Origin of the sequence: Microcoleus sp. B4-D4 (assembly GCF_036705185.1) — a bacterium.
In the GTDB taxonomy this organism is placed as follows: Bacteria; Cyanobacteriota; Cyanobacteriia; order Cyanobacteriales; family Microcoleaceae; genus Microcoleus.
In genome coordinates, this window is record NZ_JAUBTX010000036.1 from 37,572 (window position 1) to 51,351 (window position 13,780).

Here is a 13,780-nt window from a genome sequence, read left to right on the forward strand (position 1 = left end):
AAAACAGGGAATTGGGAATTGGGACTTGCTAGCAAATAACTAATGACTGTTGACTAATGACTAATGACTACTGACTGCTGACTAATTACTCGTTACCAGGCTCTGCCTGGTAACGCAGATCCGGAGGCTCTGCCTCCAATTTTCGTGTTTGAAAAGCGAGGCAGAGCCTCTGGATATCGGTTCCCAGGCAGAGCCTAGGAACCAGTTCAATCTAACTAAGAGGGCCCGCACGCACCATCCACCGCCCCTACCAACTGACTAATGACTACTGCCAACTGCCAACTGCCAACTGGCAACTGCCAACTGCCAACTGACAACTGACTATCCTTTGACTGCTCCGGCTGTTAAACCTTGAACAATGCGCTGCTGGAACACCAAAACCAGCAAAACTAAGGGTAGGGTTCCTAAAACGGTGGCGGCGGCGATCGGGCCGTAAGGGATTTCAAAGACTGACACCCCGCTGAGTTGAGCGGTAGCAACGGGGATTGTTTTCATGGATTCGCGAGTTATAAATGTCAGGGCAAATATAAATTCGTTCCAAGCTGAAATAAATGTCAAGATTCCGGTTGTGACTAAGGCGGGAAATGTCATCGGTAGCACGATTTGCCACAGCATTTGAAAAGTGTTGTAGCCGTCAACTTTTGCCGCATCTTCTAAATCTTTTGGCAGTTGTTGAAAGAAACTCCGCATTACCAAAATTGTCAAGGGCAAGTTGATAGCTGTGTAAGGAATAATTAAGGCTAAATAATTATTTCCTAAACTCAAAGCTTTGACTATTTCTAACAAACCCAAGAATAGCAGCACCGCCGGAAATAGCGTCACAATTGTTACAATTGCCAAAATGATTCTCTCGCCCCACAGTCGCAACCGAGCCAAAGCGTAAGCTGCGGGCGCGCCTACAGCTAAACACAGCAATGTGGAAGTAATGGAAACAAAAGCGCTATTTAAAATGTAAAGTGCAAACGGGCGGCGCTGGAACAAGGAGATGTAATGCTCGAAGGTGATTTGTTTGGGTATGTAGACGTTGGGAATGGCTGAAATATCTGCATTTATTTTGAAAGATGTCAGTACCTGCCAGATAATGGGTGCGAGGAAATATGCGACAATTAAGAGCGCTGAGATTGGCAAGATTAATTGCCGGATGTTAAAGGTTTTTTTGTGAGGCTGTTGGCGGGCGATCGACATAATTTATACCAATGAAAGGAAAAATTCAAACCGTTCAGCAATCTAAAATTTACAATCTACAATCCTCAAATCTCAAATCTCAAATCTAAAATCTAAAATCAATTGATGCGGGCTCTAGATAACAGATAAGCGGCGATCGCAACTGCTGCCACTAACAGCAAAAAAGTACACACCACCAAAGCCGCCCCGTAGCCAAAGTCTAAATACCTCATTACCGTGCTGTAAATGTAGATAGAAACCGTCTCCGTTGCCCCCGCCGGCCCCCCTCCCGTCATCACCTGAATCAAGTCAAAAATGCCGAAAGCTTGGGCAAATCGAAACAGCATAGCAATCACAATTTGGGGCATCAGCAGCGGCAAGGTAATTTGACGAAAACTCTGCCAACTACTCGCGCCGTCAATGGCGTGTGCTTCATACAAATCACCGGGAATCGATTGCAATCCCGCTAACAAAAGCAGGCTGACAAATGGCGTAGTTTTCCACACATCCGCTGTAATCACTGCCATCATTGCCAAAGTCGGATCTCCCAACCAGCTAATACTATTTTGAATCAATCCCAAGCGGATTAAAATATCATTAATTACGCCGTATTGGTCATTAAAAATCCACGCCCAAGCTACACCCATTAATGCAGTCGGCAGCGCCCAAGGCAGTAAGGAAATTGTCCGCACGATCGCGCGCCCTCTGAAAGATTGATTTAAGACTAAGGCAATGCCCATGCCGATAATTAATTCCAGCACAACAGAGGCGACTGTAAATATTGCGGTATTGCTTAAAGTTTGCCAGAAACGCCCGTCGCCTAACATTCGACTGTAGTTAGCAAAACCGGAAAAAACCAGTTTTAATTCTGTACCGAGGTTTTGGGTGAATAAACTCAGCCAAAAAGCGCGCAATATTGGGTAAGCAAACACTAGCAGCAGAATTATCAATGCTGGTGCTACTAATATCCATCCTGTTTTTTGTTCGCGCTGTCGCATTTTGTCTAATTGCATATTTGATATCAAATCCGTTAGTATCGGAATAGTAAATTTACTGTTGACTGTTGACTGTTGACTGTTGACTGTTAATTGTTGACTGTTGACTGTTGACATCATGTATGAGTGCAACCGGAATTGATATGAATCTCTAATTTCTTCCTCATTTCCCAGTTCATGGTTCTTCCAGTCTGCAGAGGCGGACATTGTTTGTATAGCCCCGAATTCCATTCGGCGGGTTCCATTCTGGTTGTATTCGGCGAATTCTCTTCGGCGAATTCTCTTCGGTAGGTTCCTTGTTTTACGAAGCTTTCGATTGTTTCAAACTGCTTAATAAATTACGAGTTTCGCTAGCTGCTGCTTTCATTGCTTGTTCTGCAGTCATTCTTCCGGTAAAAGCCGAACTCAAGTAGCGCTGTAAAATATCAGAAGCTTGAGCGTATTGTGCTATGGGCGGGCGTAAAACTGGCTGTTCCACTACTTTTAGCAGTTGCGGGTAGTGGGGATATTTGGCGACTATTTCTTTGTTGATAAATAGGGATTTGTAGCTAGGAATTAAACCCGTTTCTAAAATAAATTTGCGCTGGGTTGCTTCGCTTGTAAGGTATTTAATTGCTTTCCACGCTTGTTCTGGATGTTTTGAGGTTTTGGCAATTCCCCAGCCCCAGCCGCCCAAGCAGGAACCGCCTGTTTTACCCGTACTGCTGAGCATTGGCTCGATCGCAATTTTGCCTCTCACCTTCGATCCCTCGGCATTTGCTAGCTTCCAAACATAGGGCCAATTTCGCAAAAACAGGGCTTTGCCGTTTTGAAACAACAGCCGAGTTTCTTCTTCGCCGTAGGTGGTGACACCCGGTGGAGAAATGCCAGAGGCGATCGTATTTTTGAGAAATTCTACTGCTTGAATTGCCTCCGGTTTATCTAACCCAACTTCAAAAGTTTGAGGGTTAGCCCAGAAGCCGCCGAAACCGGAGAGCACTTCGACAAACATCGCAGAGACTCCTTCGTATTGTTTACCTTGCCACAAATAACCCCAAGTTGCTTTTCCCTTTTTTTGTAAGTTTTCAGAGATTTTTACCATCTCTTCAAAGGTTTTTGGCGCTGGAATTCCCGCTTGTTCTAAAATGTCTTTGCGGTAGTAAAGCATTCCGGCATCGGAAGCGTGGGGAATTCGGTAAAGTCTGCCCCGATACCGCCCGCCTTCGACGTTACCTTGAATGAATTTTGACAGTTGTTGGGGGGAAATTCTGTCTGTCAAATCCATCACCCAACCTGCGGCGGCAAATTTGGGAACCCAGACAATATCCATGTTGATGATATCGTAGGGCGAGTCGCCTAACAGAAAGGCAGATGTGTAAAGATTTTCTACGAGGTTTGTGTCAAATGGCCCTTCTATGAGGTCGATCCGAATATCGGGGTTTTTCTGTTCAAATTCTTTGACAAAGGGTTTCCAGTTAGCAATGTCTTGGCCTTGCATTAACATGGTGAGAGTGACTGGCTGCTGACTCTGTGCGGGCAGAATAAATAACAGCAAGATGGCGGCGAATGTGACGGTGCATAAGGCTAAAAGACGGGGACGCTTCTGCCTTCGCTGGGGTGTAAAATTTATTTTTTGCATTTGCTTGGGAGAAGTTCCTGTGCGATCGCCTTATTTCTCTCTTAACCCGCTTTCTGATGTTTCACGGGATTTAGCGAGTTTGTGTAATAAAAATTTAAGTAAACTTTAGCTTACTTAATAATTGTTGAGTGAAGAGTGCTAATTTGGATTGGACGAGTGCGATCGCGAGTTAAGTAAGCATCTATCTACAGACAGATATTGAGAGTATTGTCAAATATCGTTTCCGCTGGCATTTGGCATTGACTTGATTAAATCGTTTGGCCGGTGCGTGAGTAATAATCTGGGAGTCTGGATTTAAAAATTTCTTGCGCTCACGCACCCTAAAAATAAATAATTCTTCTTCCCTCTTCCTTCTTCCTTCTTCCCTCTTCCTTCGGATACAAAAAACACCGCTCCTCAAAACAGGAGAACGGTGCATAGGGGGTGTTATGGGTTGTTGTCTGGGATTAACCCTAACAAATCGCGATCGGCTGCGGGGAGGCCTTGTGATGGTTAAAAAATTGGCACAAACCTGCGCGCCTGTCCGCCTCGCGATCGACCTTTACTGTTAGCCCAACCATTCCACAACAGCATCTTGCTTGGTATTGGTGTGCCGTTCTGGGGTTTCGCGGTTGAATTTCATGTGGATGGCGCGGTTTTGTTCGCCGTCTGCTGCTACTGCAAAAATTGGATAGTCGATTAAGCCGTCTTGGAAAGACATCTGGAAGCGGAAAGTGCCGTCAGCATTGAGTTTGATCGGCTGTCCGCCTACGTAAACTGTAGCGTCGGGTTCGGTGGCACCGTAGACGATCAGTTCTGCGTCAGCAACTAACCAGAACTGGCGGGGGCGCATCGGGGCGGCGAAGCCAACTCCCGACATACCGACACCGGACATACCCATACCGGACATGGTGAGCCCGGACATACCGACACCGGACATACCGACACCGGACATGGTGAGCCCGGACATACCGACACCGGACATGGTGCGTCCCGACATACCGACACCGGACATACCCGCACCGGACATGGTGAGCCCGGACATACCTGCACCGGACATACCCGCACCGGACATGGTGAGCCCGGACATGGCGGGGGCTGCCCACATTCCGACACCGGAAGGGAACACGTAGGAACTCAAAGCTTGTTCGTGGATGCCTACTTGCTGAACCGAACCGGCGACGTGCGGCATGGAACCGAACATGGAACCAGCTACGCGCATCGATTCTGCCGATTCTGCCATGCCGAAGATTTCTTGGTAGATGCCGTTACGGGTGTTGTTGAAACTGTTACCGTTGCTTGCTTGTGCGATTTTTTTGGCAGGCGGAACCAGTTCGGCGAAGGTTTTACCGGACAAGTCTTCTTCCCAGTCGAGGGTGATGAATTGGTCTTCTATCCAGTCGCTGGGATAGATTGGGGGAACGCGGACTTCGGCCGATCGCGCTAAGATCAACCAACGACCGTCTGCACAGCGGTAGCCGATGTCGATCGCATAATCGCGATCGCTAACGGGGATCGGTACGTACCATTCCCGCGCCAGTTCGTCGCAGGGATATTCTTGAATGCTGTGCGGGCTTTGGATTTCGAGGTTAACATCTGTCACGTCGTAGATCCGCAGGGCGAGTTGCTGTCCGCCTTGGCGGCGCAATTCTTGTTTGCGATCGTTCGAGATATCCCAGTAGGTGTAAGCCCATTCTGGATCGCGCGGCATCAACACCACCCGACTTTCGCCGTAGCCGTTGGGCAAATCTGCTAAACCTTCATCGACAGACGACAAGGAACCGCCTGTTCTATCTTCTTGACCGAGTTCAAACTTTGCTGCTTCCACTGCTTCTTGTGCCTCTAGTTTGCGAGATGGACTGTATGAAAATTTGTTGCGCTGAATTTCTTGAATTGATGCCAGGAGTTGCGATTTCCGCATCCGGCTGTAGCGAGATACTCCACATTCGCTAGCGACTCTGCGGAGTTGTCGCAAAGTCATCTCTTCTAATGGTGGGCGTTCTTTTGCCATGAGTTTGTTCTCCTCTAATTTGCGATTGCGGGTTAGATTTTTTGTTTCAACACTTGAATAATGTGTTGATTTTTTGAGTTAGAAACTCTTTATAAGTGCAAGTTTTATCGAGCTTCCTAATCTCTCCAACCTTTGAAGCCTTGCTTGTGTTTAGCTTGTCTTGTCCCAAATTGCGATCGGGATTTGTGACTTTTTGGCTTCCGCGCGCACCGTCCGGTCTCAATAAAGCTTTATCTGTCGATTCTTGATTGACAAGATCGATTTTGCGAGTGCGATCGGTGCTGCTAGCAACGCTGTGCTGCCAGCACACGCGCTATTTGACTCCCATAGCTGCTTATTAATTGAAGCATTTCTTTGGGATCGCTTTGTCATGACTCAATGTTGCAGACAATTCGCGATCGGGTCAAGGGGTCTTTTGCCTCAATCATGGGTACTTATACGCATTTTCGTGATTTCGGGGATCAATATGTCAGGGAACCTTGATATATGGGAGGTTTAGGGGCTCGGTGTTGAAGAAAATGTCAGAATTTGATGACAATTTGCTCCCAAGGGGCGATTTCCTTTGGGATAGTCCCGCTTCACGGGTTTGTTGATGAGTCTGGGAGTAGCTGTAGCTGTAGGGTGCGTCGCCATTCACAATCCCTTGCATAAAAATCGACTTTTCGAGTAGCTTGCACCAGTGCCATAGCCGCCGAGTATAAACAAACCCAAAAATTATGTTGTAGCAAGACTTCAGAGAAATGGTATAGCTTGATATTTCTGATTCATTGCGGATTGTCTAGCTGATCAAACAGTTGATTTAAAAAATCTTCTACTTTTTGCCCTTGGCCTCCATCCATTTGTTCCAAACCAAGTTTAATTCCCTTTAAAGTCTCCAATAACTCAACCGCATCTAAAAGTTTCTGATAGGATTCGGCATCTTGAACAACTAACTCTGCTTTCCCGTTGACAGTTAGAACTAAAGGACGTTTTGTTTGCTTGAGGCGCTGCACAAACTCAGTCGTATTACGTTTGAAATCGGTGAGACAATGTATGTCTCTGGAAAGGTTTATCATAATAATGACATTAAATTAGCATCTAATTCAATGTCATATGGTATTTGCGGAGTTTGTCAATCAAATTTTGATAGTAAAAAAAGACTGTGACATAATAGAATAGGTAATCGCCGATCGCGAGAACGCACAGTATGCTCAAAACCACCATTACCATTCCCCAAACCTTCAAAGTAACTCACGAACAGTTCCAGGAAATTGCTGCCGTCAACCGTGACTTAAGGCTAGAGAGAACTGCTAAAGGAGAATTAATTGTTATGCCCCCGACAGGAAGCGAAACAGGAAATCGAAACCTAGATATTGAAGGACAACTCTGGCTGTGGAACCGCCAAACCAAGCTGGGAGTAGCATTTAACTCTTCTAGCGGTTTTAAACTGCCCAATGGTGCCGATCGCTCCCCAGACGCTTCCTGGGTTAAATTAGAACGGTGGCAAACTCTCACACCCAAACAACAAGAAGGTTTCGCTCCCCTTTGTCCAGACTTTGTTGTAGAATTGCGATCTAAATCTGACAACATGGAACCATTGCGGGAAAAAATGCGCGAATACATGGTAAATGGAGCCATTTTGGGATGGTTAATCGATCGCAAAAATAAGAAAGTCGAGATATACAGACAAAATCAGGATGTGGAAATATTAGATAATCCCAGCACTTTATCCGGGGAAGAAGTATTGCCGGGATTTGTTTTAGACTTAACAGATGTTTGGTAGCGACACCGAAAGATTCACCAACCGCAATATAATAAATTAGAGCAGTACATCAATCCCAAATCTCAAATCCCATGCCCCTAACGCTTTACAACAGCTTGACCCGCCGCGAATCACCTTTTGAACCCCTCGAACCCTCAAAGGTGCGGATGTACTGTTGCGGCGTTACGGTATACGATTACTGCCACGTCGGCCACGCCCGCGCTTACATTGTTTGGGATATGGTGCGCCGATATCTGATGTGGCGCGGATACTCGGTGCGCTACGTTCAGAATTTTACAGATATTGATGACAAAATTCTCAACCGTGCGCGAGAAACAAATTCCACAATGGAAGCCGTAGCCGAACGCTTCATCGACGAATATTTTGCCGATATGGACAAACTAAATATTCTCAGGGCTGATGAATATCCCCGCGCCACACACTCAATGGACGGCATAAAACGGCTGATTCACGAGTTAGAAAACAAAGGCTTTGCCTATGCTTCCAGCGGCGACGTTTACTACAGCGTTAAAAAGTTTTCCGATTACGGAAAGCTTTCCGGTCGCAAGTGGGAAGAAATGGAAGCCGGGGCTAGCGGTAGATTGGAAACCGCAGAAATAGAAGGTCAAAAAAAGCAAGATTCATCAGATTTTGCCCTGTGGAAAAGCGCCAAACCAGGCGAACCTGCTTGGGATTCATCTTGGGGAAAAGGTCGCCCCGGATGGCACATTGAATGTTCGGCGATGGTGCGCGATTGTTTTGGCGAAACTATTGATATTCACTGCGGCGGTTCCGATTTAATTTTTCCGCACCACGAAAACGAAATTGCTCAATCTGAAGCCGCGACTGGTAAGTCTCTGGCTAATTATTGGATGCACAATGCTTTTGTGACTGTCAATGGCAAAAAGATGTCGAAGTCTTTGCACAATTTTATTACAATTCGCGATTTGTTGGAGGGGAATTGGTCGGGTGATTTGGAATCTAACCCCCCCCAGCCCCCCCTTGGTAAGGGGGGGAGTAAGAATGAATCTCACCCCCCCCAGCCCCCCCTTGGTAAGGGGGGGAGTAAGAATGAAGGAAGCGAGAAGTCAAAAGCGGTGGAACCGATGGCGGTGAGGCTGTTTGTGTTGATGGCGCAGTATCGCAGTCAGATTGATTTTACTGAAGAGGCGATCGCATCTGCTAGAAATGGCTGGAATACGATCGCCGAAGGCTTGCTTTTTGGGTTCCGATATGCCGATAAACTGAGTTGGGATGTTGAGAAAACCGGACAAGATACCAATGCTGTGCAGCAGTTTCAAGCCGCGATGGATAATGATTTCAATACTCCGGCTGCTTTGACTGTTTTGTTTGAATTGGCTAAGGAATTGGGCAAGGAAGGTAATGTTTTAGTGCATCAAGGCAAAACTGACACTTCGCCGGAATTGTTGCAGCAAAAGTGGCTAACTTTGGTGAGTTTGGCGGGGGTTTTGGGGTTGGAAGTTCAGCCGGAAGCTGACAGCGATGATGCGGTTGGCGGTTTGAGTGATGGGGAGATTGAGGTGATGATTCAGCGGCGGAAAGATGCGCGGATAGCTAGGGATTTTGCTGAGGGCGATCGCATTCGCAACGAACTTAAGGATCGGGGCATTACTCTGATCGACCAAAAGGATGGTACAACCATCTGGCACCGGAGTTGAAATTTAGAGTTTGCAGTCGCAGATGCACGCGGATTAACGCGGATGTGTGTGGATTTTAGCTATTTTTTAACTTGTTCACAAATTCGGCAACCGCGCCGACAAATTCTGGGGTGGATTCGTAGGGTAAAACGTTGCGCCCCGGCATTAATAAACCCTCTGCGTTGGGAAAGTTAGCCAAATATTGCGCTAGTCTTTCCTCTGGTTTTTCTTCTTTACCCGATTGACTGATGCTTGAGGCTTTTTCTCCCATGACAACGAGTACGGGCCGATCGCACTTTTGAATCGTACTGCTGTAATCCTGGCGCCAAAACCCCGCCAAAAACGAGAAAACTGCGTGGCGGCTGTCAGGATTTGCCGCCCCAGCCTGCAAAGCCTCCAACCATTCGCTGTCAACTTTTGCCGCATCGCCAAACAATTGTTTTGCAGAAAAAGATCGCAAGAATTCAGCGCGTCTGGCGTAGCGGTAAAAAGCGTTTCCCAAGGGAGAATCTAACAAATTCCAGACAATTCTTTGCTGTCTCTCTGTCGAATGTTTGTTCATCACCGCCCAAGCTGGAGGCCCGGCGAGGACTAACCCGCGAATTAAATTTGAGCCGCTTTCCTGCTGGATTTTGGCTAATTCCAAGGCTACACACAGTAAAGCACCTTGCACGAGTACGATCGCAGGTTTTTTGACTACAGTTTCCAAGAAAAACTGCAACTGTGCGGCCCAATCGTCAGGATAGCAAGCCACAGCAGGCATTTCGCAATCGCCGCATCCCAAAAGATCGGGATTGTAAATCGGATTTGTGTTGCCCGATTTGTACCAATTTTCGCAAAATCTCTGCCAAAATACTCTTGACAATCCAACTCCTATGGGATGAATCAATAACAAAGGGATGCTATTTTCGGTTGCAGTATTTGGGTTATAAACATCATAAGCACAGCGATAATTTTGCCATTCGTAAAACAGCGTTGGTGATTTTATAGACGAAATGGCGGATAATTGTGGGGTTGAATATTGCGGCTGCATATAAGTTTTTGGCATGGATGTTACTTTCTTATTATAATATGAGTAGGGGCGTGTTTTACCAGAAATATATTTGGTAACTCAGCAGATAAATCAAGCAGCCCTAGGCGATCGCATAAGCTACAAACATTTATTACTCAATCATGTCAGAACAGCGGATTACAATTTCCATACCTAACTTGCTGCTCATTGTAGCATCGTCCTTGCTGCTAGTGTTGCTGTGGCAATTACGCAGCCTGCTAGTAATTCTGATGATATCAGTCGTGCTCGCCGCTTCGATCGTCCCGATCGTCAATTGGGCCGAAACCATGCGCCTCCCCCGCTGGCTGGCGGTGATTGTGGCTTATCTAACTCTGATCGGCGGATTCAGCGGGACTGTAGTGTTAATCGGCCCGACAATCATCGAACAAATCCAGTTACTCGTGCGACTGTTACCAGTTTACGCTGAAAGCCTGAAAACCTTAGCAACTAATCTATTGAGTCGCTTAACCGACGATGCCCCAACCTTGGTTGGTCAGTTTGTGGACACTCAATCGCTGACGAATTGGCTGATTCGATCTAGCCAACAACTAATTTTGCGATCGTACAGTTTAACTAGAGGCATTTTAGGAGGTGTTTTCAGCTTAGTTTTGGCATTATTTATTTCAGGTTACATGGTTGCCGATAGCGACACGTTAATTAAAAGTTTAGTGCAGTTTTTCCCGAAACCTTGGGATGAAAAATTAGCCGCCCAAGCAACTCCCATCGGTCAAAGAATGGGGAGTTACATTCGGGGGCGGGTGTTAGTTTCGGGAATTTTAGGAATATTTATTACCACAGGTTTGAGCATTTTGGGAATGCCGGAATTTGCTTTAGGCTTGGGCGCGATCGCAGGCGTTACCAACCTGATTCCCTTCATCGGCCCAGTTTTGGGTGCAGTACCAGCATTAATTGTAGCATTAGCTAAAGGTGGCTGGATACTTTTGTGGGTATTGCTGTTATTTGTAATTGTCCAAAACTTAGAAACTTACGTGCTCGATCCTTTGCTAGTTGGTTCCTCGGTTGGCGTGCATCCCTTGTATCAATTGCTGTCCGTCCTCGGAGGCGTGCAAGTATTGGGAATTATCGGCGCAATAATTGTGCCGCCTTGGTTTGCGGGAGTGGCGGCTTTGGTGGAAAACTTGTATTTAAAACCGAAGCTTAGAGGCGAACATCGAGAGGCAATAAATCAGGCTAAAAATAATTCTGACTTACCGCCTCTAACACTTTGACGTGACAGCAAGTTATGGCTCGATCGTGGAACATACTCGTAAGGTGCATCGCCTCAAAAATTCCTAACGAAATATCGAAAGTCTCACATATCCGCACCTTATAGCATTCAGGATCGCAAGTTTTTTTACCCAAAGATTGGGTTTATTTCCTCAATTATTGTCCGGTGCGTCGCTAGGGAATTGTTTGTCAAATTCAGGGATTTTTGATAGCGACGCACCCTACCACTTAAATCTGCGGTTGAACTATCAATCAAATACTGATAAATCAGTGCAGTATCTACAACCAACAACTAACAACTAACAACCAACAACTAACAACCAACAACTAACAACCAACAACTAACAACCAACAACTAACAACCAACAACTAATAACTAAGGACTAATTGCCACTTCAATGCGGCGGTTGCGCTGCCGGTTGATATCAGAACTATTGTCTACCAAAGGGCGACTTTCCCCGTAGCCGATCGCCACCCAATGATAATTGCGATCGATCGCGCCAGACAAATACTGCACCACAGCCTGAGCCCGCGCCAACGACACATTGCGATTTTCCACCACTTCCCCCCCGTCGTCAGTGTGGCCGGCTACCCGCACCGTTGCACCCTGGTAACTGCCTAAATCCGCCACCAAATTGTCCAAAATCGCACTCGTGCCCGCGCGCAAAGAAATACTGCCAGTGTCAAACAAAACATCGCTGGGCAGAGTTACCATCAGCCCATCCCTTCCAAACACCGAATTATTAACAGTTTTAGGGTTCAGACTCTGGCTGCTGCTTGCGGGTAAAACAGGAGTAGGGCCAGCCGCCGCTTCCGGCGCAGCCAATTCCCGCGACATCAACTGCAACCGCTTTTCCAAAGTTTCCGTCGGGCGGCTGCTACCCAACTGACTCTCCAAAGCCGCCGTGCGCCCAATCAGCGCGTTGAGTTCGCCCTGCAACTGTCTCAAATCTCCTTGCAATTTTTCTCTCAAGGCAGGATTGACTTTTGACTGGGGACTGGGTGTAGCGGTTGGTGCCGGAAGCGCCGGAATTTGCCTTGCTGGTGCGCGTTGCGGGCTGGGGGTCAAATTTTGAGTTAGGCGCAGCAATCTCTCGGCGATCGGCATCTGGACGCTGTTAGAAGGGTAAATTTGGGCGATCGTCATCCCCAAAACCCAGGCAAAACCGCTACCTACCCCCAGCAGCAGCAGTCGAAAAATCAGCGACAGCAAAAACAAACCTTTTCCCCGCGACTTGGAAACGCGAGTCGGGGGGATTGAAGGTTTTTGGTTAAAAGATCGCGTCATATTGCCTCCCTCTCGGTGCAGGTACCAGGTTAATTTCGATACTATCTTACCTATCAGATTTGAGATTTTCCATTTTTAGATTTGAGATTTGACGAAAATTATACTATCCCAAAAAGAAACCCGGTTCTTCCAAACTTGGGGTTTAGCGGCGCAGCATCCTTGCCAGAAACCAGGTTTCTACTTCCCGGCACCGATGGGAAATTGTATATTTTAGATGGGAAGACAAATCTAACACCTAAAACAGAAACCCGGTTTCTCCTAATTTGGGGTTTAGCGGCGCAGCATCCTTGCGAGAAACCGGGTTTCTAGTACCCCGGCGCGTAAGCCTGAATTCTGTTGGATAATGCTGTATAATTTTTGGAAAAAAAACGATGACTGACCCTTTAAATAGCGCCTATCCGATTCCTTGGGAATGGATTAACGCCACTCATGCCAAACTGAGCTCTACTGGCGGCACCAGCCTCCGCTACTATCGCAGCCCTTCCCTAGTTTCAACTAACGGCCAATACGCGGCTTACAGTCGAATTGAGTTGCAAGTACAGCCGGAATTAGCCCAGTGTAGGGTTAGCAGCGTTATGTTTGTGGAAAATCTCAAAACCGGGGAATTGCAAACAGTGGCGGCTGCTTCGCCGCTGGCGGAAAGCGGAATGTATGCTAGCGATGACACCGATATGTCCGGGACGATCGCCATTTTAGTACCTGTTGCTTGGAATCAAGACGGTTCCCGCCTTCTCGCCCGCGAATTTGAAGCGCTGTTCAACTCTTCCGATATGTCCGACTACGCGGTCATTTGGGATAAAAATGATAATTACACTTATACTGTTGCTCCCGCTCGCAGTCTTTACACTCATGCTGTACTGTTGGGTTGGAGTCAAGTTTGCCCCGGACAAGTTCTGTTCCGCGCCGGTCATTTGGGCGATCGACATTGGCCTCTTTGTGCAGTAGATATGACCGGTCAAACAGTAGCTGTCAGCGAAGACAAACCCCTAGTTTTCGGCACTCAAGCCAGCGCCGACTGGATCGAACCTAAAACTCGTTTTTAGATACT

General features: G+C 46.9%; 11 protein-coding genes. 4 read left to right on the forward strand and 7 right to left on the reverse strand.

Features of this window, described 5'->3' with window-relative positions; genetic code table 11:
- Nucleotides 1–321 precede the first annotated feature (321 nt).
- The 5 genes from QUB13_RS22390 to QUB13_RS22410 form a co-directional block, all read right to left on the reverse strand.
- Nucleotides 322–1,185 (reverse strand): carbohydrate ABC transporter permease, encoded by an 864-nt coding sequence (locus tag QUB13_RS22390; protein WP_333384938.1) that lies wholly within the window; start codon nt 1,183–1,185, stop codon nt 322–324.
- A 98-nt stretch (nt 1,186–1,283) separates the two neighbouring features.
- A complete protein-coding gene (locus QUB13_RS22395; protein ID WP_333385017.1) occupies nt 1,284–2,177 on the reverse strand; it encodes a carbohydrate ABC transporter permease in 894 nt (297 codons plus the stop codon).
- Nucleotides 2,178–2,460: 283 nt separating this feature from the next.
- Nucleotides 2,461–3,777, reverse strand: a complete 1,317-nt coding sequence (locus QUB13_RS22400) for an ABC transporter substrate-binding protein (RefSeq protein ID WP_333384941.1) — start codon at nt 3,775–3,777, stop codon at nt 2,461–2,463.
- 547 nt (nt 3,778–4,324) lie between these two features.
- A complete protein-coding gene (locus QUB13_RS22405; RefSeq protein ID WP_333384944.1) occupies nt 4,325–5,767 on the reverse strand; it encodes a DUF4912 domain-containing protein in 1,443 nt (480 codons plus the stop codon).
- A 764-nt stretch (nt 5,768–6,531) separates the two neighbouring features.
- Nucleotides 6,532–6,822, reverse strand: coding sequence for a type II toxin-antitoxin system Phd/YefM family antitoxin (locus QUB13_RS22410; RefSeq protein WP_333384947.1), 291 nt, complete (start codon nt 6,820–6,822; stop codon nt 6,532–6,534).
- 131 nt (nt 6,823–6,953) lie between these two features.
- Between QUB13_RS22410 and QUB13_RS22415 the strand changes: the two genes are divergently transcribed.
- Nucleotides 6,954–7,529 carry a Uma2 family endonuclease gene (locus QUB13_RS22415; RefSeq protein ID WP_333384950.1) on the forward strand — a complete coding sequence of 192 codons (576 nt, stop codon included), beginning with the start codon at nt 6,954–6,956 and terminating at the stop codon, nt 7,527–7,529.
- A 71-nt stretch (nt 7,530–7,600) separates the two neighbouring features.
- Entirely contained in the window at nt 7,601–9,187 is a 1,587-nt protein-coding gene (cysS, locus tag QUB13_RS22420) for a cysteine--tRNA ligase (protein WP_333384953.1), read from the forward strand.
- A 55-nt stretch (nt 9,188–9,242) separates the two neighbouring features.
- On the opposite strand, the gene QUB13_RS22425 is transcribed toward cysS, so the two are convergent.
- A complete protein-coding gene (locus tag QUB13_RS22425) occupies nt 9,243–10,199 on the reverse strand; it encodes an alpha/beta fold hydrolase (RefSeq protein WP_333385020.1) in 957 nt (318 codons plus the stop codon).
- Nucleotides 10,200–10,339: 140 nt separating this feature from the next.
- Between QUB13_RS22425 and QUB13_RS22430 the strand changes: the two genes are divergently transcribed.
- The gene (locus QUB13_RS22430) at nt 10,340–11,446 is read left to right on the forward strand and encodes an AI-2E family transporter (protein ID WP_333384956.1); all 1,107 of its coding nucleotides are present in this window, start codon (nt 10,340–10,342) and stop codon (nt 11,444–11,446) included.
- A 374-nt stretch (nt 11,447–11,820) separates the two neighbouring features.
- Here the strand turns inward: QUB13_RS22430 and QUB13_RS22435 are convergent, their stop codons facing one another.
- Nucleotides 11,821–12,732 (reverse strand): OmpA family protein, encoded by a 912-nt coding sequence (locus QUB13_RS22435; RefSeq protein ID WP_333118662.1) that lies wholly within the window; start codon nt 12,730–12,732, stop codon nt 11,821–11,823.
- Nucleotides 12,733–13,103: 371 nt separating this feature from the next.
- On the opposite strand from QUB13_RS22435, the gene QUB13_RS22440 reads away from it, so the two are divergent.
- A complete protein-coding gene (locus QUB13_RS22440) occupies nt 13,104–13,775 on the forward strand; it encodes a hypothetical protein (protein ID WP_194011787.1) in 672 nt (223 codons plus the stop codon).
- Nucleotides 13,776–13,780: the final 5 nt, after the last annotated feature.

Bases quoted from the DNA above. Each gene is read 5' to 3' on its own strand.
- QUB13_RS22390 (WP_333384938.1), bottom strand. From the start codon at position 1,185: ATGTCGATCGCCCGCCAACAGCCTCACAAAAAAACCTTTAACATCCGG.
- QUB13_RS22395 (WP_333385017.1), bottom strand. From the start codon at position 2,177: ATGCAATTAGACAAAATGCGACAGCGCGAACAAAAAACAGGATGGATA.
- QUB13_RS22400 (WP_333384941.1), bottom strand. From the start codon at position 3,777: ATGCAAAAAATAAATTTTACACCCCAGCGAAGGCAGAAGCGTCCCCGT.
- QUB13_RS22405 (WP_333384944.1), bottom strand. From the start codon at position 5,767: ATGGCAAAAGAACGCCCACCATTAGAAGAGATGACTTTGCGACAACTC.
- QUB13_RS22410 (WP_333384947.1), bottom strand. From the start codon at position 6,822: ATGATAAACCTTTCCAGAGACATACATTGTCTCACCGATTTCAAACGT.
- QUB13_RS22415 (WP_333384950.1), top strand. From the start codon at position 6,954: ATGCTCAAAACCACCATTACCATTCCCCAAACCTTCAAAGTAACTCAC.
- cysS (WP_333384953.1), top strand. From the start codon at position 7,601: ATGCCCCTAACGCTTTACAACAGCTTGACCCGCCGCGAATCACCTTTT.
- QUB13_RS22425 (WP_333385020.1), bottom strand. From the start codon at position 10,199: ATGCAGCCGCAATATTCAACCCCACAATTATCCGCCATTTCGTCTATA.
- QUB13_RS22430 (WP_333384956.1), top strand. From the start codon at position 10,340: ATGTCAGAACAGCGGATTACAATTTCCATACCTAACTTGCTGCTCATT.
- QUB13_RS22435 (WP_333118662.1), bottom strand. From the start codon at position 12,732: ATGACGCGATCTTTTAACCAAAAACCTTCAATCCCCCCGACTCGCGTT.
- QUB13_RS22440 (WP_194011787.1), top strand. From the start codon at position 13,104: ATGACTGACCCTTTAAATAGCGCCTATCCGATTCCTTGGGAATGGATT.